Consider the following 25,115-nt stretch of genomic DNA (forward strand, 5'->3'; position numbering starts at 1 on the left):
AACCTGCTAGGCGAGGAGATCCCCATGCAGCCACTCAGAGACAGTCACCCGACGGCGGCCCATCTCGACATTCAACTGAAGGACATCAAGAAGCGGCTGCCTTTGCGTGTGCTTTCGGAAGCGGACTGGCAGCACTGGATCACCAAGGGCTATGTCATCGTCCGCCAAGCTGTGCCGCTGGCCAATGTCGAGCGCCTGGTCGAGTTGCTCTGGCGCTTCGACGAAAAGGATCCGGCCGACCCTTCGACCTGGTATGCGCCGCAGCGACGCGAGCACAAGATGAAGGAACTCAACAACACCGGCATGCTGGAGATCTACAATCACCAGTATCTCTGGGACAACCGCCAGGAGCCGCGCATCTACGGCGCCTTCGTCGACATCTGGGACCGCGAAGACCTGTGGGTGACGATCGACCGCGCCAACCTCAACCCACCGAAGAAGGTCAAGGGCAATCCCAACGGCTTCATCCATTGGGACGTCGACACCTCGATCCGACCGCTGCCGATCGGCGTCCAGGGCGTGCTCAGCCTGAAGAAGCAGGATGGCGATGTCGGCGGCTTCCAATGCGTGCCGGAGCTGTTCGAAAACTTCGAAAGCTGGGAGAAGACGCAAGCCGCCGATCGCGATCCGATGCACCCCGACATGACGGGCCTTGCGACCGTCAATATCGAGATGGAGGCCGGCGACCTGATGATCTTCAACAGCCTGCTTGCCCACGGCGTGCGGCCGAACCATTCCGACGGCCGCGTGCGGATGGCGCAATATATCTCGATGCACCCGGCCGAATGGGACAATGTCGCCGAGCGCGAGGAACGGGTCAGGCTGTGGCGTGAGCTCGACCATCCGAAGCGCGACGCCTTTCCCGGCGATCCGCGCGAATGGGAGAAGCACAATGCCACCCCCGCCAGCCTTTCGGATCTCGGCGCCAAGCTTCTCGGCATCACGCCCTGGGCCTGAGACTGCGGCACGATCTCGGGACGAACGCGAAACGGCGATCCGTCTGGAATTGCGCCTGACTTAAGCCGAAGCACGCACCTTCATCGGCCAGCGTTCGTCGCGTCGGCCGATGATCTTGACCTCATCGCCAAGCTTTAAGGTGCCTTCGCTGCGCGGCACCGCATTCCAGCCGAAGAGCACGCCGGCCACGCGGCGGTCGGCCGACATGCGCTTTTCCGCCAGCCCCTGGATCGGGTTGCCGCCGATGCGCTCGCCGGTGATCTGGTCCTGGGTCGTCATAATGCAGCGGGCGCAGGGCTTGACGAGATCGAAGCGGATGCCGCCGATCTCGACGCTCTCCCAGAAATCCTCGTCCCAGGCGTCGTCGCAATCGACCAGGATGTTGGTGCGGAAACGGTCGATGCCGACGGCTTCCTGGCCCTTCTCGGCGAGCGTCCGGTTGAGATCGGCAAGCGAGCCTGTGGTCGTAATCAGGATCGGGAAGCCGTCGGCAAAGCCGACGGGCGCTGCCGTGCCTGCCCATTCGGCGCCGACGAGCCGTTCGGCCGAAGCGTCCATATGGGCGAGCTTGACCGGGCGGCCGAACCATGAGGACAGGACTTCGTCCGTCGCTTCGTCCGACACGGCGGCATCGACCTCGCTGCCCCAGACGACGACGTTCAGCCGACGATCCGGATCGAAGCGTACGGAAATCTCCCGATCGCCCATCTTCAGGTGGACGCCACCATCGACGTGGCTGGCCTCGACCTGTGCCAGCGGCTGCAACTCGCGCTGGGTGATGAAGCGACCATCCGGCTCGACCAGCATGAAGCGCCGGTCGCCCTCGACGCCGTCGAGATTGACCGTAACCATCTCGCGGGCAATGGCGCGGCCGCTCTTCAGCGGATGAATGTTGAGACCGATCACCTTCATGGCGCTTCCTTCGTGTTCAGAAACTGATTCATGCGCCTGACGATCCGATTCACCAGGCGGCTGCAATCCGTTGAAAGGCCTAGATCATTTCTCGGTTCGAGGGAAACGGAGAAATGTTCCGGTGCAATCTGCGCGCGGCAACCCGAAGACCGCTTCGCGCTCCTCCTGGCATCTAGATTTCATCCAACATCATGGCAAGCACGTCGCGCAGCCGTTGCTCGCGTTCCCGCGCCAACCGGCGGCCGGTCTCGGTCTTGAAGCCATCGGCCAGCCGGAAAAGCTTGACCTCGAAATGATCGATGGCGAAAGCCTTGTCGTCGAGCGCCCGTGCCTCGGCCAGCGGATCGAGCGGATCATAAAGGCCGCTGCCCATGCGTCCGGCGATGTAGAAACAGCGGGCAGCACCTACCATGCCGATCGCGTCCAGCCGGTCCGCATCCTGAAGGATTTTTGCCTCCAGCGTCTCCGGCGGGATGTTGGCCGAGAAGCTATGCGTCAGGATGGCGTGCGCCACGGCGGCAATCTCATCCGTGCCCCAACCGAGATCTTTCAGAATGCCCGTCGCCTTTTCGGCCGCCAGTCGTGATGCCTGCGTGCGCAGGGGCGAGTTCTTCTCGACCGCGACGCAATCATGCAGCAATACCGCGGCGGCGAGCAAAGGCACGTTGCCGCCCTCCTCCGCGTGGATGCGCGCGGCATTCTTCCAGACGCGGATCAGATGCGCGGCGTCGTGCGAGCCGTCATCGGCGGCAAAGGCGTGCGGCAGCAAGGCAGCCGCCAGTTCCTCATGCGGCGCGAAGGCGGCCGCGAGCTTCGAAATCTCTGTCATGATGTCCTATTGCAGTTCGGCAGGCTTTGCCGGCGCCGGCGGTGTAGCGCCGACGCCGGACAGGATCTTCTGGTAGAAGAGCCCTATTCCGATCAATACCCCACCAAGCCCGATGAAGGACAGAGCCCGCAGGAAACCTTCCAGGTTGGACATGTCGATCAGGAAGACCTTGAGGACGGCGACGAAGACCAGAACGGCCGAAGCGATGCGGATGCTCTTGGCATGGAAACGCGAACCGAGCACGAGCAGCAGCACACCGAGCAGGAGCCAGACGACTGAATAGGTGTAGGTTTCGCCCTGCAGGAAGCCCTTCCAATCCGCGATGTTTTCCCCTTGCCACACGCGGCGGACCGTGAGGCTTGCCCAGGCAAAGGCAAGCACCACGCCGCTGACGGCAAGCGCCATGACATAGGGCAAGGGCCGCTTGTCGCGTGCATACCAGGCGAGCCCCGCATAGCCGAGCCCCGGTAACAGATAACCGATCAACAGCAGATCGAAGAACGGGATGCGGCCGAGCAGTTCGCCGCTGACATAGGGGTTAAGGCTAAAGAGGTGCGCCGAGAGCACCGACAACATCGAGAGCACGCCGAGGCCCATGCCGCCATAGCGGAAGACCGGGCTCGGCGACTTCATGTCGAGACTCATGAAAATTGCCGAAGCGCCGATTGCCAGCAGCGTGTAGATCGACTGCTCGCCGAGCGTCGGCACCGAACTGTCGAGCACACCGCCATTCATGGCGTGGCGCACGAGAATCGCAAGCGTCAACAGCACGAAGAGGCTCGCGAGCGCCTGCAGCAGGTTGCGGACCCGCGTGTCTGGCCAGGATCTCAGGAAATAGGCTGAACCGGCAAGCAGTGCGGCGGGAATGCCATAGCCCGGCAGGAGCGCGTTGAAGACGGGCGTGGTGCCGAGATTGACGGCACCGACGATGGTCGGCTCCCAGGCGATGCGCCCAAGGACGACGACAGCCGCGGCACCGGTCATCCAGGGCAGGATCGGCCAGCTGCGGATGCGCGTCGCGAGCGCGTAACCCGTTCCGAGCACCGCAATCGCAAGCGTCGTGACCAGCCCGTCGGTCCAGGCATGAAGGGCGAGCACGAGGAAGGCGAAGGAGCCGGCCACCAGCAATCCGGCCGCCGTGTCGCGCACCTCCGGCTCGCCGTCGCGGCGGTAGAGCCAGTCCGCCAGCGCGAGCAGCGCCGCCCCGGCGGCAATCGAGAACAGGCCGTGCGGCAGGTCGAAGGCATAGTTGCCGGTCATCAGGAACGACATGGCCGTCAGCGCCACCGGGACGACGGCGGCGATGCCGGCCCAGAGTGTCGAATATTGCGGATGGGTGACGAGCCGTCGCCACAGCACGAAACCGCCGAGCGCGGCGAACAACGCCGCAAGCAGCATCGCGGTGATCATGGCCGTCCGCCCGGGCAGGACGATCGCCGGCAGGGCGTCGGCGAGCGACGGATCGAGATAGGCGAGCACGCCGCTCAACGCCATCAGGCTCCAGACGCCGGCAACGGCGCCGACAGCCGAGAGCACGGCGGGATAGACGGCCGTTTTCCGCCAGGCGCCTAACGCCGCCAGCGCCGCAACGACAACCGCAAACTCCGCCACCGGAAAGCGGACCGCATAGACTGCCGGGCTGATGAGGAGGAGCGCAAGCACGGTGACGACGATCGCGGCCGAAATGGAGATTGCCGCGTGCGGTGGAACGAACAGGCGTTCCCATGGCCCGACGACGGCCCGGGGTCGGGTTGTCGCTTCGGTCGGCTCCGGCATTTCGGACCCTTCAGCCGCATCACGCATTTCGGGCGCTTCTGCCACTGGCTCCCGTTCGATGGCGGCCGGCCAGATAAGTCCGATGCCAGCGATCATCACGAGCAGGATGAAAGCGACCGGCCGTGCTTCGAAGGGCGATGCCGCAGCGACATAGGCAAGGCCCCAGAGCCCTATGCCAACATTGGCAAGCGTCGGCACTACGGTCCATCGGCGCAGCCGCGATGCAAGCAGGGTCGCAAGCCACACGATCGCGAGAAAGCCGAAAAGAACCCAGGGGCGCGGTTCGTTGCTCGAAACCAGCGCCGGCGTGATCAGGGAGGCAAGCAGACCGAGACCGGCGAGCCCCTGCCCGTGCAGCAGTGACAGGCCGACGGTCGCAAGCGAAATCGCGGCCAGGAGAACGAAGGCCGTACCGGTGCCGATATAGCCGTAGACGCCATAGGCGGCATAGGCGACGCCGAAGAGGGTGACCGCGCCGGCAGCCGACAGGATGCCCGGGATCATGGCATTCTGGAATTCGTTGGCGATCACAGGCACGGCACGCCGGCGGATAACCTCGCCCGCCGCCATCAGCAGGAGACCGAAGAGGGCAGCGAGCGTCAGGCGAACCGCGGGGCTCAGGAGGCCGGCATCGATCGAATATTTGACCATGAAGACGCCGCCGAGTGCCAGCGCGATGCCGCCGACCCAGACGGCCCACCGCGCGCCGAGGCGGCTTTCCAGGCTTTCGGTCTGACGGGGTGCCACCGGAACCGGCTGCGGCGCTTCCGTGCTGGCAGCTATCGTCTCGTCTCCCTCGATGTCCGCCGTTTGCTCCGCGCCGCCGAAAATACGGGCGCCCTCCCGCGCGCTCGTCGACAGGGCGGCGGCCGTATCTTCGACCGCCTCCGCCGGCAATTCGGGCGCAACAGCAAGCTCCTCGGCCGCGGCTTCGCCTTGAGCGCGTTCGCTGGGCGCGCCCTTCAGCGCTGCGACTTCCGCCTTCAGCGCAACCAGTTCGGCACCGAGCCGCTCGGTCGTCCGGCGGTTGCCGAGATAGGCGGACAGAGCCAGAATAAAGGCAGCTAAAGCAATAAGTTCGAACATTCTTTCCCCTGGCAGTCGTAGTCGCCGACGCGCGCAACCATACAGACTTTTGCACCGTCGCCAAACCTGCGCAGCGCTGCGCGCCCTATCAGACGCACAAGGGTCGCTGCAGCACTTTGAATTGCTCAGTGTCCTATCCTGAAATCGAATGGGATTTCAGAAAACATGCAGTAGACGGCCGAGCGCTGTAATCTCTTCACGGAAATGTCGCAGAACTGTCACGGGGCAGCTGGTAGAGGCGGATGAACACCGCTGTCTCGCGCGGTGGTTTCCATCGTTCAACCAGGAGACCCGATCATGGACAAGCATCTCGGCCAGACGGAAGAGACCGAATTCAAGACGCTGACGGAACGCAGGGAAGAGCTGGAAGATGTTGGCCACAACTGTTCCACCAATCCGACGATGGGCGACATCATCCATCGTCGCTTTTCGCGCCGCGCGTTTATCGGCGGCTCGCTCGCCGTCGCTGCGATTTCGACGACGGTCAGCCCGCTCGCCCTCCTGACCGCCGAAGAGGCGCGCGCCGAGGAAGGCTCGCTGTTCGACTTCACCGAGATCGAAGCCGGCGTCGACGAAAAGCACCATGTCGCCGAGGGCTATGAAGCCGATATCCTGTTGCGCTGGGGCGACAAGATCTTTGCCGACAGCCCGGAGTTCGACCCGAAAAACCAGACGGCGGCCGCCCAGGAAAAGCTCTTCGGCTACAACAACGACTATGTCGGCTTCATTCCGCTCGACGGCAGCGCCGACCACGGCCTGCTCGTCGTCAACCACGAATACACCAATGCCGAGCTAATGTTCCCGGCCTTCGCCAGCGTCGTGAAGGAAAAGGTGACGAAGGACGGCAAGGAAGTCGAGGAAGAGAAGGTCGTTCTCGGCGAATACAGCAAGGAGCTGGTCGACATCGAGATGGCCGCCCACGGCGGCACGATCATCGAGATCCGCAAGGTCGATGGCAAGTGGCAGCCGGTTCTCGACGGCAAGAACAATCGCCGCATCACCGTCACCACCGAGATGCAGATCACCGGCCCGGCCGCCGGCCACGACCGCCTGAAGACGCCGTCCGACCCGACCGGAAAGAAGGTGTTCGGCACGCTCAACAACTGCGCCGGCGGCGTCACCGCCTGGGGCACCTACATGATGGCCGAAGAGAACTTCAACGGCTATTTCGGTGGCGAGATCGCCGAAGACCATCCGGAATACAAGCAGCTGAAGCGCCTGGGCGCACCGGGCGGCCAGTATGAATGGGCCTCCTTCTACGACCGTTTCGACGTCTCCAAGGAACCGAACGAAGCCAACCGCTTCGGTTGGATCGTCGAAGTCGACGCGCTGGATCCGACCTCGGTGCCGAAGAAGCGCACCGCACTCGGCCGTTTCAAGCATGAAGGCTGCGAATCGATCGTCAACAAGGACGGCCGCGTCGTGCTCTATTCCGGGGACGACGAACGTTACGACTATGTCTACAAGTTCGTGACCAAGGGTACCTTCAACCCCAACGATCGCGCCGCCAATATGGACCTCTTCGACGAAGGCACGCTCTATGTCGCCAAGTTCGATGAGGACGGCACCCTCACCTGGATGCCGCTGACCCACGGCGAAGGTCCGCTGACCGAAGCCAACGGCTTTGCTTCGCAGGCGGACGTGCTGATCAACACCCGTCTTGCCTCCGACGCGCTCGGCGCGACCAAGATGGACCGTCCGGAAGACGTCCAGCCGAACCCGAAGACGGGCAAGGTCTACGTGATGCTGACCAACAACACCAAGCGCAAGGCCGACGAAGTCGACGCCGCCAACCCGCGCGCCAAGAACGCCTTCGGCCACATCGTCGAGATCACCGAGACCGACGGCGACTTCGCGTCTCTGAAGAGCCGCTGGGACGTTCTTTTGAAGTGCGGCGATCCGAGCGTTGCCGAGGTCGGCGCCTCGTTCTCGACCGCCACCACCAAGAACGGCTGGTTCGGGATGCCCGACAATTGCGCCATCGACACGGACGGACGCCTCTGGGTTTCGACCGACGGCAACAACCAGAAGGAAACAGGGCGCGCCGACGGCATCTGGGCGATCGACACGGATGGTGCCGCCCGCGGCACGTCGAAGCTCTTCTTTCGCGTGCCGGTTGGCGCGGAGATGTGCGGCCCCTGCTTCAACCCGACGTCGGACACATTCTTCCTCGCGGTCCAGCATCCGGGCGACGCCGGTCTTGCCACCTACGAGACCCCTGCAACCCGCTGGCCCGACTTCAAGGACGACATGCCGGTGCGTCCGGCCGTCGTCGCAGTGACCAAGCAGGGCGGCGGCCGCATCGGCTGAACAGGACCGCGATTACAAAGAAGAAACGCCGCGCAATTCTGCGCGGCGTTTCTTGTTTCCGACTTTGTTTTCGGCGATGCAATTCCGGACGGAAAACCGCTCACACTTTTCCTGGAATTGCCCAGGTTGAAGTGACGCAATTCCGGACGGAAAACCGCTTCGCACTTTTCCTGGAATTGCTCTTAACGCCTGAGATTATCGATCGGGAAGATCGCGCAGGTTTCGGTGCCGTGGGCGAGCAGCTTGCCGTTGCCGTCGCGCAGCCAGGCTTCCGACGTGGCGATGGTGCGGCCGCGATGAACGATGCGCCCCTCGCAGAAGACCTCGCCCATGCCGGGCAGCAGCGGCCTGACGAGATTCACCTTGAACTCGACCGTCGTATAGGCCTCCCCAGGTTTGACCGTGGTGAAGACCGCGCAGCCGAGCGCGGAATCCATGATCGTCGCGGTCCATCCGCCATGCACCGTGCCGAGCGGATTGAGGTGTTCCTCCGTCGGCAGCCCCTTGAAGACCACCCGTCCCTCCTCGACTTCACTCAACCCGAACTTCAGCGCCTTCGACATCGGTGGCGCCGGCAACTCGCCGCTCAAGAGATCCTGCATTGCCTTGAGCCCGCCATCGCGGGCGACGCGATCGAGCGACAACACGCCGATGCCGGATACGGACATGCCGGGATAAAGCTCTTGAACCATCGATAACTCCTGGGGGATCAGGCGGCTGAGGACTGCGCTTTCAGCGCCTTGAGCGCCGCATGCACGAAGCCGTCGCGCGCGGAAGATACGTCAAGGCCGCGCGGCTCATAGACGTGACGGTGGAGGAAGAAGGCGGTCAATCGGAAGGCGGCGGCGAGGCTGTCATGATCCGCAGCCCTTCGCGCTTCGGCGGACAAGAAATCCGGCAGCGCCAGCATGCGGTCGGCATAGTGCTTTCCGGCCTCCCGGCAGACCGCCCTGCCCGATTTCGGCGAGACGTAGACGAGCTCGGTGCGGGCGCCGGTCGCGACGCATTCGGTGAGATCGAGCCCGAAGCCGAGATCGTTGAGGACCGCGAGCTCGAAACGCACGAACAATTCGCCGGCATCGGCCGGATCGGCGAGATGATCGACGATGACGGTCAGCGCCTCGTAGAGGTGCGGATGCGGGTCACGCTCGGGAAGCAGGCGCAAGAGCGCGCCGAGCGCCTGGATGCCATAGACCGAGGTCGCCGTTTCCATCAGCCGGGCAGCCCGCAGCTCGACAGGCTCGATGCGGAATTCGCCCATATGCTCGTCGAGCCGGGCGCGCCAGGTCACCTCCACCGAATTGCCCGGCTGCAACACAGGCTGCATGCTGCGCGAGCGGCCGGAGCGCACCATGCCGAGGTGCCGGCCATGGGTGGCGCTCATGACCTCGACGATGGCCGAGCTTTCGCCGTGCCGCCTTATCCCGAGAATGATGGCCTGATCGCTCCATTGCATGGCTATGGCATACACCCGCGGTCGAAAGCGGATCAAGCCGTCTTGCGAGCGCAGCCCTGGCGTTGCCGACTGTCGCCTTTCGGCCACACTCATCGGTTGCCTCATTTGCGACATGCTGTCGCCGCCCGGACGCCGTCTTTGACATTAGAACGGAAGAGCGGCAAAAGCCGTCCTCCCGCCCGAAAATGACAATCAGCAGGATCAAGAATTCAATTATGTGTGTGTCCCGGAACAGCGCCGGCCGCCTGGCGCAGCTCTTCGCCCTTCTTCTCGCCACCTCGACGCTCGCAAGCTGCGTGACCACGTCGGGGCCAGCCAAGCCGAAGGGACCGGATCCATACTATGTGGCAATGTACGGCCCGCTGCCGAACGAGAAATTCCCGCTGGACGCGATCGACATCAGCAAAGTGGACAAGCGCTACCTGCGCCAGCAGGTCGCCTACCAGACGCATGAGCCGCCGGGCACGATCGTGATCGACACCCAGAACCGCTTCCTCTACCTGGTGCAGGATGGCGGCATGGCGATGCGCTATGGCATCGGCGTCGGCAAGGCCGGCCTCGAATTCGAGGGCGAGGCGCGCATCGCGCGCAAGGCCGAATGGCCGCGCTGGACGCCGACGCAGGAGATGGTAGCGCGCGAACCGGAGCGCTACGGCCCGCTGGCCGGCGGCATGGAGCCCGGCGTGCGCAACCCGCTCGGGCCGCGCGCACTTTACCTCTTCCAGGGCAGCCGCGACACGCTGTTCCGCATCCATGGCACCACCGAGGCCTGGTCGATCGGCAAGGCCGTTTCGAGCGGCTGCATCCGCCTCTTCAACCCTGACATCATCGATCTCTACAGCCGCGTGCCGCTCGATTCGCGCGTCGTCGTGCTGCAGGCCGAACCGCCGATGACCGAGCCTGCCGGCGGCATTCCGATGGCGAGTGCCGCCAATGGCGGCCTCCCCCCGGTCTACTAAGATTACATTTGCAGCGGAGGCCGGGCGCCTACAAGGCGTCCGGCGCCGGATGAACGGCGCTAGCCTTGCGGCTCGAGCGCCGGCTTGCCTGAGAGCTCGCTGAGGTAATAGCCGTCGCGCAGGTTGATGCCGTGTTCGAGCCAGGCCTTCATGCAGGCCAGCATCTGAGACCAGCCTTCGCAGTTGACGTAGGAGCTCTTTTGCCCCTGCCCGTTCTCGCGCCAGCCAGTCTCAGCGATCGTCACCATGGTGGCGCCATCCTCCAGCGACTGGAAGCGCATCTCCACACGGGTCTGGTAGGCGTCCTCGCCCTTAGCGACCATGGCACCCCAGCGAAAGACGATCCGCTCGTTGAGCTCGACCACCTCCACCTCAACCGGTACCTCACCCCACCAGGTCACGGTCGCGCCGGCGACCAGCGGCCCGCTGATACCGCCAAGCGTCACGAAATAGCGGCTGAGCTGGTCGGGATTGACAACGGCATCAAAAACCTGGGCGACAGGGCGGCCAATCCGTCCATTCACACGAAATTCAAGGGGCATGGCATATTCCTCCTGTCGAGATCAACGAGAATATGTTATATAAACAAAACATGTCAACCGATTCGAAAGACGACCTGGTTTTCAAGGCGCTCGCCAACGGGCTGCGGCGGCAGATGCTCGACGCCATGCAGCGGGCGCCGCAGACCACCGGCATGCTCTGCGACCGCTTCAGTAATCTTGACCGTTGCACGGTCATGCAACACCTGAAGGTTCTCGAGCAGGCCGAACTCGTGCTCGTCCGCCGCGAGGGGCGTGAGCGCTGGAACCATCTGAATGCATTGCCGATCCAGGCGATCCACAATCGCTGGATCAGCCAGTATGCCGGGCACGCGATGTCGGTGCTGTCGGCGCTGCAACAGGAGCTCGACGAAGCACCGGAGTGATCGTTTCGGCTTTCAATCGACCGGCTTTCTTCGTATGAACGGCCTATATGCAATTGGGGACATCGTCGTGCGCTACCTCATCACCGGCACTGCAGGCTTCATCGGCTTTCACCTCGCCAAGCGGCTGATCGACGAAGGGCATTTTGTGGTCGGCTTCGATGGCATGACCCCCTATTACGACGTGACGCTGAAAGAGCATCGGCATGCGATCCTCGCCCGGTCGAACGGCTTCAAGGCCGTCGTCGGAATGCTGGAGGACCGGGACGCGCTGCACCGCGCCGCCGCCCTCGCCGAGCCGGAGGTCATCATCCATCTCGCCGCCCAGGCCGGCGTGCGCTACAGCCTCGAAAACCCGAAGGCCTATGTGGATTCCAATCTGGTCGGCTCCTGGAACATGCTGGAACTGGCGCGGGAGCTTAACCCGAAGCACCTGATGCTGGCCTCGACCTCCTCGATCTACGGCGCCAACGAAAAGATCCCGTTTGCGGAAACAGACCGTGCCGACGAGCCGATGACACTCTATGCCGCAACGAAGAAGTCGATGGAGCTGATGGCGCATAGCTATGCGCATCTCTACAAGGTGCCGACGACCGCCTTCCGCTTCTTCACGGTCTATGGCCCCTGGGGCCGTCCCGACATGGCGCTGTTCAAGTTCGTCGACGCCATCCACAAGGGGCAGCCGATCGACATCTACGGCGAAGGCCGCATGAGCCGCGACTTCACCTATATCGACGACCTCGTCGAGGGCATTCTCCGGCTTTCCCATGTCGCGCCGGCGGAAGAAAACCGCGTGCCCCAGGAGAAGGCCGAGGACACGCTGTCGCGCCAGGGGCCGTTCCGCGTGGTCAACATCGGCGGCGGCCAGCCGGTCGAACTGATGACCTTCGTCGAAACGGTCGAAAAGGCCGTTGGCAAGCCGGCGATGCGCAACATGCTGCCGATGCAGCAGGGCGATGTGCCGCGCACCTATGCATCCCCCGATCTTCTCGAAGCGCTGACCGACTTCAAGCCCTCGCTACCCGTCGAAGAGGGCGTGGCGCGCTTCGCCGCCTGGTACAAGGAATACTACAACGCGAACCGGTGAGCCGGTCACCGGCTATCCTCCACGGAATATTCTGCTGGCGGAACGGCTTGCTTTAACCGCAATCGAACATAAATGGGTGTGAACCTGAGCGCATAAGCGATTGCAAAAATACGCAATTGCACGTTCTATGAAATGAGCTCGCAATGGAACACAACAAGGAAAAGAGCCTATGAAAATCACGATGATCGGCGCCGGCTATGTGGGCCTCGTTTCCGGCGTGTGTTTTGCGGATTTCGGTCACGACGTCGTCTGTCTCGACAAGGACGAGAGCAAGATCGACGCGTTGATGCAGGGGCGCATTCCGATCTTCGAACCCGGTCTCGACCAATTGGTGGCAAGCAACGTCGCTTCCGGCCGCCTCACCTTTACGACCGATCTCGTTGCCGCGGTCGCCGACAGCGACGTCATCTTCATTGCCGTCGGCACCCCGTCGCGGCGCGGTGACGGTCATGCCGACCTTTCCTATGTGCATGCCGCCGCCCGCGAGATTGCTGAGAACCTCAAGGGGTTCACCGTGATCGTGACGAAATCGACCGTTCCGGTCGGCACCGGCGACGAGGTCGAGCGCATTATCCGCGAAACCAATCCGGACGCCGATTTCGCCGTCGTTTCCAACCCGGAATTCCTGCGCGAAGGCGCGGCGATCGAAGACTTCAAGCGGCCCGACCGCATCGTCATCGGTCTTTCGGGCGACGACGCGCGGGCACGCGACGTGATGACGGAAGTCTACCGTCCGCTCTATCTCAACCAGTCGCCGCTGGTCTTCACCTCGCGCCGCACATCCGAGTTGATCAAATATGCCGGCAATGCGTTCCTTGCGATGAAGATCACCTTCATCAACGAGATGGCCGATCTGTGCGAACGGGTCGATGCCAATGTTCAGGATGTCGCCCGCGGCATCGGCCTCGATGGCCGCATCGGCTCGAAGTTCCTGCACGCAGGGCCCGGTTACGGCGGATCCTGCTTCCCGAAGGATACCCTGGCGCTGGTGAAGACCGCGCAGGATCATGACAGCCCGGTGCGGCTGGTCGAGACGACGGTTGCCGTCAACGACAACCGCAAGCGGGCGATGGGACGCAAGGTGATTGCGGCCGCCGGCGGCGACGTGCGCGGCCGAAAGATCGCGATCCTCGGCCTCACCTTCAAGCCGAACACAGACGACATGCGCGACAGCCCGGCGATTGCCATCGTGCAGACGCTGCAAGACGCCGGCGCCCATGTCATCGGCTACGATCCGGAAGGCATGGAAAACGCAAAGAAGGTAATCGACGGGATCGACTACGCCAGCGATCCCTATGAGGCCGCCAACGAGGCCGATGCGCTGGTGATCGTTACCGAGTGGAACGAGTTCCGGGCCCTTGATTTTCGCCGGCTGAAGACCGTGATGAAGACACCCATTCTCGTGGATCTCAGGAACATCTACCGCCAGGACGAGGTGGTGAAGCACGGATTTACCTATTCAAGCGTCGGCCGGTCGAACTGACTATCCGGCTGCGCCCGCCAGGCTCCAAAAACTACGCCTTCGGTATCGGCAACGCCGGCAAGGATTCCCAGCTCTTGCCGGCGAGAATGACGCAGCTTCGACCGTTGACGTCGGTGACGATCAGCGTCCAGCTGCCATTGTCGGCGGCATAAACTTCCAAAATCGCCTGCGGATTGATCTGGGCAGTTGCAGCAGGTTTCTCACGGTATTGTCGCGCCAGAAACTCGATCACCTCGGATCGCTCGGCGCAATTGATCGGGGCTTGCGAGACTGCCGGAACAGGGCGGGCCGTGACGCCGGCCAGAAGAAGTGCTGCCAGCGCGAGACCGCGGAACGCCTTGCGGATCATGACGCAACTCCTTTCACCGGACGCCCGGCGGAGGAGGAGTTTCCGCTTACCTGTTCCGCCGTCGTCCGGCCGCTACATCGGCACCGCACTCGGGAAAATCAAACAGGTGCCGCCACCAGAAGAGTATGGCGGAAAGCCGGTATTATTACAATTATCTAATTTATAAAGCATGCCATCGGGGCGCCGAAACGCCCCGATGGCAACGGCTTACTTGCGCTTCATGGCTTCCATCAGCGCCGCACCGAAGGCGCCCTGCGATGGCGCTTGCGGCTTTTGCTGCGGCCGCGTCGGCGCAGCACCGCGGTTGCCGCCGCTCGGGGCGCTGCCCCGGACTTCGCGGCCGGCTTCGGCGCCACCATCCTTGCGCATTGTCAGACCGATGCGCTTGCGCGGCACGTCCACCTCGGTAACGCGAACCTTCACCACATCCCCGGCTTTCACAACCTCGTGGGGATCCTTGACGAAACGATCTGCCAGCTGGGACACGTGCACGAGGCCGTCCTGGTGGACGCCGATATCGACGAAGGCGCCGAAGGCCGCAACGTTGGTGACGGTGCCCTCAAGCTGCATGCCCACCTTCAGATCCTTGATGTCGTCGATACCGTCGGCAAAAGTCGCGGTCTTGAAGCTCGGGCGCGGGTCGCGGCCGGGCTTCTCCAGTTCCGCAAGGATGTCCTTGACCGTCGGCAATCCGAAGCGCTCGTCGACGAAGACCTTCGGATCGAGGCTCTTCAGCGCAACGCTGTCGCCCATCAGCGCACGTACGTCGCGACCACAGGCAGCAACGATTTTCTTGGCGACGCCATAGGCCTCCGGGTGGACCGAGGAGGCGTCGAGCGGCTCTTTGCCGTTGGGAATGCGCAGGAAGCCCGCGCACTGCTCGAAGGTGCGCGCGCCGAGCCGCGGCACGTTCAACAGTTCCTTGCGGCTCGCAAAGGGACCGGTCGCATCGCGATGGGCGACGATCGCTTCGGCGGAGGATTTGCCGAGACCGGAAACACGGGCAAGCAGCGGCGCCGAGGCCGTGTTGACATCGACGCCGACGGCATTCACCGCGTCTTCGACCACCGCATCCAGCGAGCGGCTGAGTTTCGACTGGTCGACGTCGTGCTGGTACTGGCCGACGCCGATCGATTTCGGTTCGATCTTTACCAGTTCCGCCAGCGGATCCTGCAGGCGGCGGGCGATCGAGACCGCGCCGCGCAGCGAGACGTCGAGACCCGGAAACTCCAGGGCAGCCGTTTCCGAGGCCGAATAGACCGACGCGCCGGCTTCTGAGACGATGACCTTGGTCGGCTTCGGCGCCGTTAGCTGCGCGAGCATGTCGGCCACAAGCTTTTCGGTTTCGCGGCTGCCGGTGCCGTTGCCGATGGCGATCAGTTCCACCTTGTGCTTGCGAACGAGCGATGCCAGTTCGGCCTGGGTGCCGCGGACGTCGTTCTTCGGCGGGAACGGATAGACCGTCGTGGTTTCGAGCAACTTGCCGGTGCCGTCGACGATGGCGACCTTGACGCCGGTGCGGATGCCCGGGTCGAGCCCCATCGTCGCGCGCGATCCCGCAGGTGCAGCCAGCAGCAGATCCTTGAGGTTGCGGGCAAAGACGTGGATCGCCTCCTCTTCGGCGCGCTCACGCAGTTCGCGCATGAGATCGAGCGACAGCGACATGGAGAGCTTCACGCGCCAGGTCCAGCCGATCATCTCGGCAAGCCACTTGTCGCCCGGCAGGTGGCCACCGACATTGTAGGCGGCGGCGATCATGCGCTCGACCGGCTTGACCGGCGAAGTGTCATCCTGGTCGACGACGATATCGACGGAGAGCACTTCCTCGTTCCAGCCGCGCAGCATCGCAAGCGCCCGATGGCCCGGGGTCGTCGCCCAGCGCTCGGAATGATCGAAGTAGTCGGAGAACTTCGCGCCCGCCTCCTGCTTGCCGTCGACGACCTTGGCGCGCAGGAAGGCGGCGCCCTTCATATGGTTGCGCAGCCGGCCGAGCAGATCGGCATTCTCGGTCATGCCTTCGGCGATGATGTCGCGCGCGCCATCGAGCGCCGTCTTCACGTCGGCCACGTCGGCGGTCAGGAAGGCCGCGGCGCGATCGGCCGGCGCAACGGAGCGGTCGGCAAGGATCGCCTCGGCGAGGGGCCCAAGCCCGCGCTCGCGAGCGATCTCCGCCTTGGTGCGGCGCTTTGGCTTATAGGGCAGATAGATGTCCTCGAGCTCCGCCTTGGTTTCGACGGCGGCGATCTTGGCTTCGAGTTCGGCGGTCAGCTTGTCCTGCCCGCGGATCGATTCGAGGATCGACGCCCGCCGAGCTTCCAGTTCGCGCAGATAGGTCAGCCGTTCCGAAAGGACGCGCAGCTGCGTATCGTCGAGCCCGCCGGTCACTTCCTTGCGGTAGCGCGCGATGAACGGCACCGTTGCGCCTTCGTCCAGCAGCTCGACCGCCGCAACGACCTGCGAGGGCGTCGCCTTGATTTCGCTGGCGATGATGGCGGCGATGGGTTTTGCAGGGCTGGCCATATGGGATTCCGTCTTTGCTGTTTGGTCGGCGACCATAAAGGCGCAGACCTTGAAGGCCAAGTGAAGGCCTTCGGCGGAATACGGGAACTCCACAGAAGATGGATCGGCCGCCCCGCTTGAGGCGGGACGGCCAATGGCTCAACCCGCCATGGCGGCAGGCTCGATGTGCTCTGGCTGCCGTGGGACGGCATCCCAGGTGTTGACGGGTTCGAGCGGCGGCCGTCGCTTTTCGAACTCGATCAATTGTCGTTCCCTCTCCTCGATGTAGCCGCGCGAGGCCGGAACCGCATCGAGGGAGGACGAAAGCTGCAGCTGGAAGATGAAGTGCTTGTCGTAGAGAAAGGCTGTCTCCGACGCGGCGAGATAGAACTCCCACATGCGGAAGAAGCGTTCGTCGTAGAGTTTGACCGCCTCTTCGCGCCGCGCGACGAAGCGCTCACGCCAGGCCCTCAGCGTCCAGGCATAGTGCATCGGCAGGATTTCCACATCCTTGACCAAAAGCCGCGCCCGCTCGACCGATGGCAGAACCTCCGAAATGGCCGGTATGTAGCCGCCGGGAAAGATGTATTTCTCGATCCACGGATTGGTGGCCCAGGGCTTATAGATCTGGCCGATCGAATGCAGGAGCATGATGCCATCCGGCTTCAGCAGTTCCTTCATCTTGTCGAAGAAATTGCCGTAGTTGCCAATGCCGACATGTTCGAACATGCCGACGGAGACGATGCGGTCGAACTGCCGGCCCTGCAGCGTGCGGTAGTCCTGCAGTTCGAAGCGGACCCGGTCGGAAACCCCGCGCCTGGCGGCGCGGTCGCGCGAAACCTTCACTTGCTCTTCGCTGAGCGTGATGCCGGTGACCTCAACGCCTGAGGATTCGGCCAGATACATGGCCATCCCGCCCCAACCCGAACCGACCTCCAGCACCTTTTGTCCTGGCTCCAGCAAGAGTTTCGCGGTGATGTGGCGCTTCTTGGCAAGCTGTGCTGCGTCGAGCGAGATTCCCCGCGGCTGGAAGTAGGCGCACGAGTACTGCCAGTCCTCGTCGAGGAACAGGTCGAACAGCCTGCGATCAAGGTCGTAGTGATGGGCGACGTTGTGCCTGTTGCGATTGACGGGAATCCGGCTCAGCAATTGCTGACGCAACACATGCCACAGGCCGGTCATCGTATTGGTGGCATTGGCCGCGTTCTCGATGCCGTTGTCCTTCACGATCGAGAGCACATCGAAGATATCGCCCTTCTCGATGACGACACGCCCGTCCATATACAATTCACCAAAGCGAAGTCCGGGATCCCGAACGATCGCCGCCTCCGCCTCCGCATCGACGATGCGGATTGATGCCGGCTTTCCGCTGCCGTCACCCAGGATCACTTCTTCACCGGAAGAAAAAACAACCGCCAGGTTACCGTTGCGCACCAGACGGCGAAGCAATGTCAACAATGCTGCATTCATATCTCACCCCTACCAGACCGACCGAACGTGTCCTGGTGCATGAGAGATGCGAAGGGTCGGCTCATTCGGGGCTTCAGGAGTGGCTGCGCCGGGCGCATCGGGAACAGGCGCCAGCGCGTCCGGAAGCGACGAGAACCGGCACGGGCATCGCCTCACGGGTATCCGGCGGGCACATCTGGCTCCTCGTGCGTGCATCGCCGCGAATTCGTCAGGCAGCCGCCATCGGGCTCCTATCCATCAGAACTCAAGTTAAGGTAGGTAGCTTCGATCGATTGGCAATGGGTTCTTTATGGCCCCTCATAAATTTGTTTCCTTAGCAAATACTGAGAAACAAACCTAGATTTCAGCGACGACCCGACCAGGCAAACGGGCACGGTCATGCGGTCGGTCGAAATCGAGCAGCGGGCCTGCCGGAACGATGCGGGTCGGGTTGATGTGGGCGATGCCGTAGTAGCCGCGCTTGATATGATCGATGCGCACGCTCTCGCGGATGCCCGGCCATTGGTAAATCTCGCGCAGGTAGTTCGACAGCGCCGGATACTCCTCGATCCGGCGGATATTGCATTTGAAGGCGCCGTGATAGGCCGCGTCGAAGCGAACGAGGGTGACGAAGAGGCGAATGTCGGCCTCGGTCAGATGCTCGCCGGCAAGGTAACGGTTGTCCGCAAGATGGCCCTCCAGCTCATCGAGCATGCTAAACAGGCTTGCCACCGCCTCGTCATAGGCGCCTTGGGTCTTGGCAAAGCCGGCGCGGTAGACGCCGTTGTTGACGCGCTCATAGATCGGGCCGTTCCAGCGATCGATTTCGGCGCGCAGCGCCTCGGGGTAGAAGTCCAGCCGATTGCCGGTGAGCCCGTCGAAGGCCGAATTCAGGATGCGGATGATATCGGCGGACTCGTTATTGACGATCCGCCCTTCGCGCATGTCCCAGAGCACGGGCACCGACACCTTGCCGGTGTAGGTCGGGTCGCTCGCCACATAGAGCTCGTGGTGGAAGCGGATCTTGCCGACGCGCTCGCCGGCATCGACCGGCTCGTCATAGACCCAGCCGTCTTCGCCCAGTTCCGGATTGGACACGGTCAAGCCGACAATGTCCTGCAAGCCCTTGAGATTGCGGAAGGCGATCGTACGCGAAGCCCAGGGGCAGAGATAGGAAACGAACAGGCGGAAGCGCCCGGCCTCCGCCGGCAAGGCCTCCTGCCCCTGCGGGCCTGGCCTGCCATCCGTCGTGATCCAGCGATGAAATCGCGTCGGCTCGCGGTGGAACGCGCCACCCTTCATCTCGCCCGCCGCAACGTCGCCCTTGACCCATTTTCCCTCGACGAGCTGCGGCATGTCTTTTCTCCTGGATCGCAAGTCAGTGACGGCTACCTCCCACGGCCGCCGGCTCACGGTCAATTACGCGCGCGGGTGACACATTGTTCGCAAACGGCGACACGCACGCGATGCGTGCACGATCATCGTTGCGCCACAATGTCGGGCAATCCCGATTCCAAGAGGAGAATCAGGATGAAGAAAGCCCTTGCCGTTCTCGTACTTTTTGCTGCGGTCGTCTGGCTGCTGAACACATCGTTGTTTATCGCGCCGCCTGCAGGCACCGCAAAACTGCTTGCCCACCGCGGCATGCATCAAACCTATCCGAAGGAGAGCGTCGGCAGGGATACGTGTACGGCCACGATCATAAACACGCCGGAACACCCCTATCTCGAAAACACGATCGCCTCGATGCAGGCTGCCTTCGACGCTGGCGCCGATGTCGTCGAACTCGACGTGCATCTCACCCCGGACAAACAGTTCGCCGTCTTCCACGACTGGACGCTCGATTGCCGGACCGAGGCGAAGGGCGTGACCGAGGAAACGCCGATGGCGACGCTGAAGTCTCTCGACATCGGCTATGGCTATACGGCCGACGGCGGCAAGACCTTCCCCTTCCGCGGCAAGGGCGTCGGCCAGATGCCGACGCTCGAAGAGGTGCTGGCCGCCCTGCCCGATCGCAAGTTCCTGGTCAACTTCAAGAGCCGGCGCGCCGAGGAAGGTGCTGAACTCGCAGCACGGGTCGAAGCGCAGCCGCAATGGCGGGAAGCCGTGTTCGGCGTCTATGGCGGCGAGGAGCCGACCCGCGAGACGCTGAAACGCCTGCAGGGGATGCGCGGCTACGACCGGACGTCGACGATGGCATGCCTGACCCGCTATCTCGGCTATGGCTGGACTGGACTGATGCCGGACGCCTGCAAGAACACGCTGGTGATCGTGCCCGGCAATTATGCGCCGGTTCTGTGGGGCTGGCCCGAGCGTTTCGCTGCCCGCATGAAAGCGGCCGGAAGCGAGATCATCCTGCTCGGTCCCTATGGCGGCGGCGATTTCACCACCGGCATCGACACGATGCAGGACCTGGAAATGGTGCCGCCAGGGTTCTCCGGCTACATCTGGACCAACCGTATCGAGATGATCGGTCCGGCGCTCGCAAAGCGGCAGGTCGCTGACGCCAGCCAGAACTGACAGCGGATACGCCCGACTTGCCTCCGGCCGGCTTCGACCCTATGGCTTTGAGCAACCGTCGAAGCTGGCTGCAACGCCGGCCTTAATCCCGATAAAGGCAAGCGCATGAACGTCACGATCTACCACAATCCCGCCTGCGGCACCTCGCGCAACACGTTGGCGATGATCCGCAACGCCGGCATCGAGCCGACGGTGATCGAGTATCTGCAGGCGCCGCCGTCCCGGCAGGCGCTGGAAAGGATGATTGCGGATGCCGGCCTGGGGGTGCGTGAGGTCATCCGCGAGAAAGGTACGCCCTATGCGGAGCTCGGGCTCGCCGACCCCAGCGTCAGCGACGAGCGGCTGCTCGACGCGATGATCGCGCATCCGATGCTGATCAACCGTCCCTTCGTGATCACGCCGATGGGCACCAGACTGTGCCGCCCGTCAGAACGCGTGCTCGATATCCTGCCAGACACGCACAAGGGGCCATTCTCGAAGGAGGACGGCGAACCGGTTCTGGACGCCGAGGGAAAGCGCATAGCGGGCGCTTGAGACCGCTTGCGGCGGTGAGTGTCATGGCACCCGTTTTAACGGGTGCCGAGAAACATCACACCGAATGGTGCGCGTGCGGCCCTATCGTGGAAATTCGAGGCCCATTTCGCGGAAGCGCTCCGGGTCGTCACCCCAGTTCTCGCGCACCTTGACGAACAGGAACAGGTGCACCGGCTGCTCGAGGATCTCGGAGATTTCCTTGCGCGATGCCGTCGAGATCGCCTTGATGGCGTCGCCGTTCTTACCGAGCGCGATCTTCTTCTGGCTCTCGCGCTCGACATAGATCACCTGCTCGATGCGCACCGAGCCGTCCTTGCGCTCTTCCCACTTCTCGGTTTCCACATGCGAGGCATAGGGAAGTTCCTGGTGCAGCCGCAGGAACAGCTTTTCGCGGGTGATTTCGGCCGCAAGCTGGCGCATCGGCAGATCGGAGATCTGGTCCTCCGGATAGTACCAGGGGCCCTCAGGCAACGTCTCGGCCAGGTAATCCATCAGGTCCTTGCAGCCCGAGCCGTTCAAGGCCGAGATCATGAAGGTGCGCTCGAATTTGATCATCTCGTTGGCCGCCGCCGCAAGCTTCAACAGATCCTCGGGACGCACCTGGTCGATTTTGTTCAGAACCAGGATCTTCGGCTGGTGGACTTCCTTGAGCCCTTCGAGGATCGCTTCCGCGTCGCCCTTCAGGCCGCGTTCGCTATCGATCAGGAACATGATCACGTCCGCATCCTTGGCGCCGCCCCAGGCGGTCGTGACCATGGCGCGGTCGAGCCGGCGGCGCGGCTTGAAGATGCCGGGCGTGTCCATGAAAACGATCTGGGCGTTGTCGTGAATGGCGATGCCACGCACGATCGCGCGCGTCGTCTGCACCTTGTGGCTGACGATCGAAACCTTGGCGCCGACGAGGCGGTTGACCAGGGTCGACTTGCCTGCGTTGGTCGCGCCGATCATCGCCACGAAGCCCGAGTGGGTCGGCGCGCCTTCGGCGGCCGTATCTTTTTCCATGTCCGTCATGTTTTCCGTCAATTTCCGGCGGAACTCTTCCGCCACACGCCTTCGCGTTCCAATAATTTCGTCGCGGCCACCTGCTCGGCGCCGCGCTTGGATCTGTCCGTTCCGGTCTCCGGCGCAACGCCCGCGACTTCGACGGTTACCGTGAAGCGGGGGTCGTGGTCGGGGCCGGAACGCTCATCCGTCCGGTAGGCCGGCGCGATGCCGAACTTGGCGTGCGCCCATTCCTGTAATTCGGTCTTTGCATCGCGACGCGCCCCGTCGGCGCGCACCGCGCGATCTTTCCAATGACGCAGTACGAAGCCGCGGGCAGCTTCGAGACCGCCATCGAGATAAATGGCGGCAATCAGCGACTCTACCACATCGGCGCGTACATTCATCATCGCCTTGCCGGTTATCTTCTTGACGTCCGAGCCGGTGCGGATGAACTGATGCAGCTCCAGGTCGTCGGCGACCTTCGCGCAGCTTTCGGCGCTGACGAGCTGGTTCAGCCGGACCGAAAGCTCGCCCTCGTTGGCATCGCGGAAGGTCTGGAACAGAAGCTCCGCCACGCAAAGCCCGAGCACGCGGTCGCCGAGGAATTCGAGGCGCTGATAGTTGGAGCCCTTGGCGCTGCGCGCGCTGGAATGGGTGAGCGCCCGGTCAAGGCGCTCCTTCTCCGTGAACTGGTAACCGATCACGGCCTCAAGCTTTACCCGATCCTCCGCGCCCAGCGACCGAGACTTCATCATTCGACCGCCTTGAACAGACGGTCGTAGCGCAGGTTCGCCGGCCACTTCCACACTTCGCGGAACGAAGTGTCGTTGCCCAGCGAGAAGAAGATCATGCTGGCGCGGCCGACAAGGTTTTCAGCGGGCACGAAGCCAACGTCGAAGCGGCTGTCGGCCGAGTTGTCGCGGTTGTCGCCCATCATGAAATAGTGGCCCTCAGGCACGATGAATTCGCGCGTGTTGTCGCCACGCGAATCCGGGAACTGGTCGAGCGTGTCGTAGGATACGCCGTTGTCCATCGTTTCGCGGAAAACCGGAACGTCGCCGCCGGTGTCGTACTGGTCATCGGCGCGGAAGGCGCCGTCCGGCGCGCGCTCGATCGGCTTGTCGTTGATGTAGAGGATGCTGTTGCGCACCTGGACGCGGTCGCCCGGCAGACCGACGAGGCGCTTGATGTAGTCGATATCCGGGTTCGGCGGGAAGCGGAAGACGACGATATCGCCGCGCTTCGGTTCGCTTGCGAAAATGCGTCCGGAGAAGAGATCGGGCGAGAGCGGCAGCGAGTACTTGGAGAAGCCGTAGGCGAACTTGTTGACGAAGATGTAGTCGCCGACGAGCAGCGTCGGCATCATCGAGCCCGAGGGGATGGTGAAGGGCTGGAAGAGAACCGTACGGATGACCACGGCCAGGAGCAACGCCTGGATGACGACCTTCACGTTCTCCCAGAGGCCGCTCTGCTTCGCTTCTGTCTTTTCTGCCACGCTACTGTCTTCCTTTATCATCGCAACGCCCGCCCGGGGCCCGCTCTCAACTTTCGTCCGCACTCTCGGTCCGGCTTTGGACTGCGCGCAATCCCGGTCTCATATGCTGCAAACCGCCGCCCCTTCAATCGGTCGGGGCCGGTTTTTCCAGCGGAATGCTCTAAACCGTTCCCTCAACCGGGGCAACGGGCAGCGCCTCGATAATCACGAAGGCCTGGGCCAGGGGAAAATCATCGGTAATCGTCAGGTGAATGGCGGCTCGATGATGCGGCGGCAGCATCTGCTCCAGACGCGCGGCCGCACCGCCGGTCAGGTTCATTGTCGGCTTGCCGCCGGGCAAATTGATGACGCCCATATCCTTCCAGAAGACGCCCTGCGCGAGCCCCGTGCCGAGCGCCTTAGAACAGGCTTCCTTGGCGGCGAAGCGTTTGGCGTAGGACGCCGCGCGGTTCTTCCGCCCCTCGGACTTTGCAATCTCGATCTCGGTGAAACAGCGCTGAACGAAGCGCTCGCCGAAACGGGAAAGCGAGTTTTCGATCCGCCTGATATCGATCAGATCGCTGCCTATGCCTATGATCATGAAGAGGATCCGAGCTTCTTGGTGCGTGCCCGGCGGCGCTTCTGGAAGAGCCGGGCTGCCTGATAGGCCGCGATGTAGGAAAGGACGGCGCCGGCTGCCGCCAGAGGCAGTGACCCGACCAGCATCGGCTTGAACACCGGGCCCCAGAGGGCCGGAAGATCAAGGTGCTCGACCATGCGCATGACGTCCGACGGACTGGCGGCATGAGCGCTCTCCACGCCGAGGATTGCCGTCCCGAGTTCGTAGGACGCCGTCAGGATCATCGGGATGGTCACAGGGTTGGCGAGCGCCGTGGTGATCGCCGCCGCGACGAGATTGCCCGACAACAGGAAAGCGAGCGCAACGGCAATAATGATGTGCAGGCCGAAAAACGGCGTGAAGGACGAAGCGGCACCCGCCGCCACGCCGACGGCAATCGAATGCGGTGTCGACGAAAGACGCAACACGCGCAGCGCCACATAACGCAGGCCGCGCGCAAAACCCTTGCGCGGCCAAACGATGGACCGCAGCCTTTCGGAAATCGTGACCGGTTTTCTGCGCCTGAATAACATTATGCCGTCATGACCGCGTCTTGAAGCCGTCAGCCGGCACAAGACCGCGCGTCCGCCTGTTTGCTGGCCGCAAGATAGGCGTCCTGCCTGTCGCTTGCAACCCGCTCAGGCGCCGCGCGCATGTCGCAGGCGAGCCATCCACCGAACGCATGGCTCGGCATCCCGCCAGAAGACGGGACACGGCGAACTTAGTAGTTGCGGAACAGGCCGCGATCGATCTGGCGCTGACGGTACTCGAGGTCGATCCGGTCGACCGAGCTATTGAGATAGGCGAGCTCACGCTCTTCCTGAGTGGGGACGCGCAGAGCGCGGGTGATCTTCTTCAACTGATTAAACATGGCAAACCTCTTTGTTTACCTCCCGACGAGAAGATAGTT

At 63.1% G+C, this 25,115-nt stretch carries 24 protein-coding genes; 8 read left to right on the top strand and 16 right to left on the bottom strand.

The window, feature by feature from the left end:
* The first annotated feature begins 24 nt into the window (after window positions 1-24).
* Window positions 25-957, top strand: coding sequence for a phytanoyl-CoA dioxygenase family protein (locus tag XB14_RS12410; protein ID WP_077961816.1), 933 nt, complete (start codon window positions 25-27; stop codon window positions 955-957).
* Window positions 958-1,017: 60 nt separating this feature from the next.
* Here XB14_RS12410 and XB14_RS12415 read toward each other — a convergent pair whose 3' ends face one another.
* From XB14_RS12415 to XB14_RS12425, 3 genes are all read right to left on the bottom strand, one after another.
* Window positions 1,018-1,869: an MOSC domain-containing protein gene (locus XB14_RS12415; protein WP_077961817.1), complete on the bottom strand. Its 852-nt coding sequence runs from the start codon at window positions 1,867-1,869 to the stop codon at window positions 1,018-1,020.
* A 172-nt stretch (window positions 1,870-2,041) separates the two neighbouring features.
* Window positions 2,042-2,698: an HD domain-containing protein gene (locus XB14_RS12420; protein ID WP_077961818.1), complete on the bottom strand. Its 657-nt coding sequence runs from the start codon at window positions 2,696-2,698 to the stop codon at window positions 2,042-2,044.
* 6 nt (window positions 2,699-2,704) lie between these two features.
* Window positions 2,705-5,560, bottom strand: coding sequence for a DUF2339 domain-containing protein (locus tag XB14_RS12425; RefSeq protein WP_077961819.1), 2,856 nt, complete (start codon window positions 5,558-5,560; stop codon window positions 2,705-2,707).
* A gap of 297 nt (window positions 5,561-5,857) precedes the next feature.
* Here XB14_RS12425 and XB14_RS12430 point away from each other — a divergent pair, with 297 nt between their 5' ends.
* Window positions 5,858-7,870 (top strand): PhoX family protein, encoded by a 2,013-nt coding sequence (locus XB14_RS12430; RefSeq protein WP_077961820.1) that lies wholly within the window; start codon window positions 5,858-5,860, stop codon window positions 7,868-7,870.
* A gap of 182 nt (window positions 7,871-8,052) precedes the next feature.
* On the opposite strand, the gene XB14_RS12435 is transcribed toward XB14_RS12430, so the two are convergent.
* On the bottom strand, window positions 8,053-8,562 hold the full coding sequence (locus tag XB14_RS12435) for a PaaI family thioesterase (RefSeq protein ID WP_077961821.1): 510 nt from the start codon (window positions 8,560-8,562) through the stop codon (window positions 8,053-8,055).
* Between the two features lie 17 nt (window positions 8,563-8,579).
* Window positions 8,580-9,326, bottom strand: coding sequence for a DNA repair protein RecO (gene recO, locus XB14_RS12440; protein WP_077961980.1), 747 nt, complete (start codon window positions 9,324-9,326; stop codon window positions 8,580-8,582).
* 215 nt (window positions 9,327-9,541) lie between these two features.
* Here recO and XB14_RS12445 point away from each other — a divergent pair, with 215 nt between their 5' ends.
* Window positions 9,542-10,285 carry a L,D-transpeptidase gene (locus XB14_RS12445; RefSeq protein WP_077961822.1) on the top strand — a complete coding sequence of 248 codons (744 nt, stop codon included), beginning with the start codon at window positions 9,542-9,544 and terminating at the stop codon, window positions 10,283-10,285.
* Between the two features lie 59 nt (window positions 10,286-10,344).
* On the opposite strand, the gene XB14_RS12450 is transcribed toward XB14_RS12445, so the two are convergent.
* Complete coding sequence (locus tag XB14_RS12450; protein WP_077961823.1) at window positions 10,345-10,827, bottom strand: SRPBCC domain-containing protein; 483 nt, start codon at window positions 10,825-10,827, stop codon at window positions 10,345-10,347.
* Between the two features lie 50 nt (window positions 10,828-10,877).
* On the opposite strand from XB14_RS12450, the gene XB14_RS12455 reads away from it, so the two are divergent.
* The 3 genes from XB14_RS12455 (at window position 10,878) to rkpK (ending at window position 13,777) form a co-directional block, all read left to right on the top strand.
* Complete coding sequence (locus XB14_RS12455) at window positions 10,878-11,210, top strand: ArsR/SmtB family transcription factor (RefSeq protein ID WP_077961824.1); 333 nt, start codon at window positions 10,878-10,880, stop codon at window positions 11,208-11,210.
* Between the two features lie 67 nt (window positions 11,211-11,277).
* Window positions 11,278-12,294, top strand: coding sequence for an NAD-dependent epimerase (locus XB14_RS12460; protein WP_077961981.1), 1,017 nt, complete (start codon window positions 11,278-11,280; stop codon window positions 12,292-12,294).
* 169 nt (window positions 12,295-12,463) lie between these two features.
* Window positions 12,464-13,777 (top strand): UDP-glucose 6-dehydrogenase, encoded by a 1,314-nt coding sequence (gene rkpK / locus XB14_RS12465; RefSeq protein ID WP_077961825.1) that lies wholly within the window; start codon window positions 12,464-12,466, stop codon window positions 13,775-13,777.
* 31 nt (window positions 13,778-13,808) lie between these two features.
* Here the strand turns inward: rkpK and XB14_RS12470 are convergent, their stop codons facing one another.
* From XB14_RS12470 to XB14_RS12485, 4 genes are all read right to left on the bottom strand, one after another.
* Window positions 13,809-14,126, bottom strand: coding sequence for a hypothetical protein (locus tag XB14_RS12470; protein ID WP_077961826.1), 318 nt, complete (start codon window positions 14,124-14,126; stop codon window positions 13,809-13,811).
* A gap of 207 nt (window positions 14,127-14,333) precedes the next feature.
* Complete coding sequence (locus XB14_RS12475; RefSeq protein WP_077961982.1) at window positions 14,334-16,646, bottom strand: Tex family protein; 2,313 nt, start codon at window positions 16,644-16,646, stop codon at window positions 14,334-14,336.
* 138 nt (window positions 16,647-16,784) lie between these two features.
* Entirely contained in the window at window positions 16,785-18,095 is a 1,311-nt protein-coding gene (locus XB14_RS12480; protein WP_077961827.1) for an SAM-dependent methyltransferase, read from the bottom strand.
* A gap of 336 nt (window positions 18,096-18,431) precedes the next feature.
* The gene (locus tag XB14_RS12485; RefSeq protein WP_077961828.1) at window positions 18,432-19,430 is read right to left on the bottom strand and encodes a glutathione S-transferase family protein; all 999 of its coding nucleotides are present in this window, start codon (window positions 19,428-19,430) and stop codon (window positions 18,432-18,434) included.
* Window positions 19,431-19,604: 174 nt separating this feature from the next.
* Here XB14_RS12485 and XB14_RS12490 point away from each other — a divergent pair, with 174 nt between their 5' ends.
* Together XB14_RS12490 and arsC are read left to right on the top strand one after the other, a co-directional pair.
* The gene (locus XB14_RS12490; protein WP_077961829.1) at window positions 19,605-20,594 is read left to right on the top strand and encodes a glycerophosphodiester phosphodiesterase family protein; all 990 of its coding nucleotides are present in this window, start codon (window positions 19,605-19,607) and stop codon (window positions 20,592-20,594) included.
* A 105-nt stretch (window positions 20,595-20,699) separates the two neighbouring features.
* Entirely contained in the window at window positions 20,700-21,128 is a 429-nt protein-coding gene (gene arsC / locus XB14_RS12495) for an arsenate reductase (glutaredoxin) (protein ID WP_077961830.1), read from the top strand.
* Between the two features lie 81 nt (window positions 21,129-21,209).
* Here the strand turns inward: arsC and era are convergent, their stop codons facing one another.
* From era to XB14_RS12525, 6 genes are all read right to left on the bottom strand, one after another.
* Window positions 21,210-22,139, bottom strand: coding sequence for a GTPase Era (gene era, locus XB14_RS12500; protein WP_077961983.1), 930 nt, complete (start codon window positions 22,137-22,139; stop codon window positions 21,210-21,212).
* 8 nt (window positions 22,140-22,147) lie between these two features.
* Complete coding sequence (gene rnc / locus XB14_RS12505) at window positions 22,148-22,864, bottom strand: ribonuclease III (RefSeq protein WP_143348367.1); 717 nt, start codon at window positions 22,862-22,864, stop codon at window positions 22,148-22,150.
* Window positions 22,864-23,607 (bottom strand): signal peptidase I, encoded by a 744-nt coding sequence (lepB, locus tag XB14_RS12510; protein ID WP_077961832.1) that lies wholly within the window; start codon window positions 23,605-23,607, stop codon window positions 22,864-22,866. Before lepB ends, rnc begins: the two co-directional genes overlap by 1 nt.
* Before the next feature lie 160 nt (window positions 23,608-23,767).
* The gene (gene acpS, locus XB14_RS12515) at window positions 23,768-24,187 is read right to left on the bottom strand and encodes a holo-ACP synthase (RefSeq protein WP_077961833.1); all 420 of its coding nucleotides are present in this window, start codon (window positions 24,185-24,187) and stop codon (window positions 23,768-23,770) included.
* Window positions 24,184-24,738 carry a DUF2062 domain-containing protein gene (locus XB14_RS12520; RefSeq protein WP_077961834.1) on the bottom strand — a complete coding sequence of 185 codons (555 nt, stop codon included), beginning with the start codon at window positions 24,736-24,738 and terminating at the stop codon, window positions 24,184-24,186. Before XB14_RS12520 ends, acpS begins: the two co-directional genes overlap by 4 nt.
* A gap of 188 nt (window positions 24,739-24,926) precedes the next feature.
* Window positions 24,927-25,076 (bottom strand): DUF3563 family protein, encoded by a 150-nt coding sequence (locus XB14_RS12525; RefSeq protein ID WP_065377015.1) that lies wholly within the window; start codon window positions 25,074-25,076, stop codon window positions 24,927-24,929.
* Window positions 25,077-25,115: the final 39 nt, after the last annotated feature.

The sequence above is a fragment of the Ensifer adhaerens genome (genome assembly GCF_002007205.1).
Lineage (GTDB): Bacteria > Pseudomonadota > Alphaproteobacteria > Rhizobiales > Rhizobiaceae > Ensifer > Ensifer adhaerens_D.

Excerpts from the sequence above, each read along its gene's own strand:
- XB14_RS12410 (WP_077961816.1), top strand. The coding sequence starts at position 25 with ATGCAGCCACTCAGAGACAGTCACCCGACGGCGGCCCATCTCGACATT.
- XB14_RS12415 (WP_077961817.1), bottom strand. The coding sequence starts at position 1,869 with ATGAAGGTGATCGGTCTCAACATTCATCCGCTGAAGAGCGGCCGCGCC.
- XB14_RS12420 (WP_077961818.1), bottom strand. The coding sequence starts at position 2,698 with ATGACAGAGATTTCGAAGCTCGCGGCCGCCTTCGCGCCGCATGAGGAA.
- XB14_RS12425 (WP_077961819.1), bottom strand. The coding sequence starts at position 5,560 with ATGTTCGAACTTATTGCTTTAGCTGCCTTTATTCTGGCTCTGTCCGCC.
- XB14_RS12430 (WP_077961820.1), top strand. The coding sequence starts at position 5,858 with ATGGACAAGCATCTCGGCCAGACGGAAGAGACCGAATTCAAGACGCTG.
- XB14_RS12435 (WP_077961821.1), bottom strand. The coding sequence starts at position 8,562 with ATGGTTCAAGAGCTTTATCCCGGCATGTCCGTATCCGGCATCGGCGTG.
- recO (WP_077961980.1), bottom strand. The coding sequence starts at position 9,326 with ATGCAATGGAGCGATCAGGCCATCATTCTCGGGATAAGGCGGCACGGC.
- XB14_RS12445 (WP_077961822.1), top strand. The coding sequence starts at position 9,542 with ATGTGTGTGTCCCGGAACAGCGCCGGCCGCCTGGCGCAGCTCTTCGCC.
- XB14_RS12450 (WP_077961823.1), bottom strand. The coding sequence starts at position 10,827 with ATGCCCCTTGAATTTCGTGTGAATGGACGGATTGGCCGCCCTGTCGCC.
- XB14_RS12455 (WP_077961824.1), top strand. The coding sequence starts at position 10,878 with ATGTCAACCGATTCGAAAGACGACCTGGTTTTCAAGGCGCTCGCCAAC.
- rkpK (WP_077961825.1), top strand. The coding sequence starts at position 12,464 with ATGAAAATCACGATGATCGGCGCCGGCTATGTGGGCCTCGTTTCCGGC.
- XB14_RS12470 (WP_077961826.1), bottom strand. The coding sequence starts at position 14,126 with ATGATCCGCAAGGCGTTCCGCGGTCTCGCGCTGGCAGCACTTCTTCTG.
- XB14_RS12475 (WP_077961982.1), bottom strand. The coding sequence starts at position 16,646 with ATGGCCAGCCCTGCAAAACCCATCGCCGCCATCATCGCCAGCGAAATC.
- XB14_RS12480 (WP_077961827.1), bottom strand. The coding sequence starts at position 18,095 with ATGAATGCAGCATTGTTGACATTGCTTCGCCGTCTGGTGCGCAACGGT.
- XB14_RS12485 (WP_077961828.1), bottom strand. The coding sequence starts at position 19,430 with ATGCCGCAGCTCGTCGAGGGAAAATGGGTCAAGGGCGACGTTGCGGCG.
- XB14_RS12490 (WP_077961829.1), top strand. The coding sequence starts at position 19,605 with ATGAAGAAAGCCCTTGCCGTTCTCGTACTTTTTGCTGCGGTCGTCTGG.
- arsC (WP_077961830.1), top strand. The coding sequence starts at position 20,700 with ATGAACGTCACGATCTACCACAATCCCGCCTGCGGCACCTCGCGCAAC.
- era (WP_077961983.1), bottom strand. The coding sequence starts at position 22,139 with ATGACGGACATGGAAAAAGATACGGCCGCCGAAGGCGCGCCGACCCAC.
- rnc (WP_143348367.1), bottom strand. The coding sequence starts at position 22,864 with ATGAAGTCTCGGTCGCTGGGCGCGGAGGATCGGGTAAAGCTTGAGGCC.
- acpS (WP_077961833.1), bottom strand. The coding sequence starts at position 24,187 with ATGATCATAGGCATAGGCAGCGATCTGATCGATATCAGGCGGATCGAA.
- XB14_RS12520 (WP_077961834.1), bottom strand. The coding sequence starts at position 24,738 with ATGTTATTCAGGCGCAGAAAACCGGTCACGATTTCCGAAAGGCTGCGG.
- XB14_RS12525 (WP_065377015.1), bottom strand. The coding sequence starts at position 25,076 with ATGTTTAATCAGTTGAAGAAGATCACCCGCGCTCTGCGCGTCCCCACT.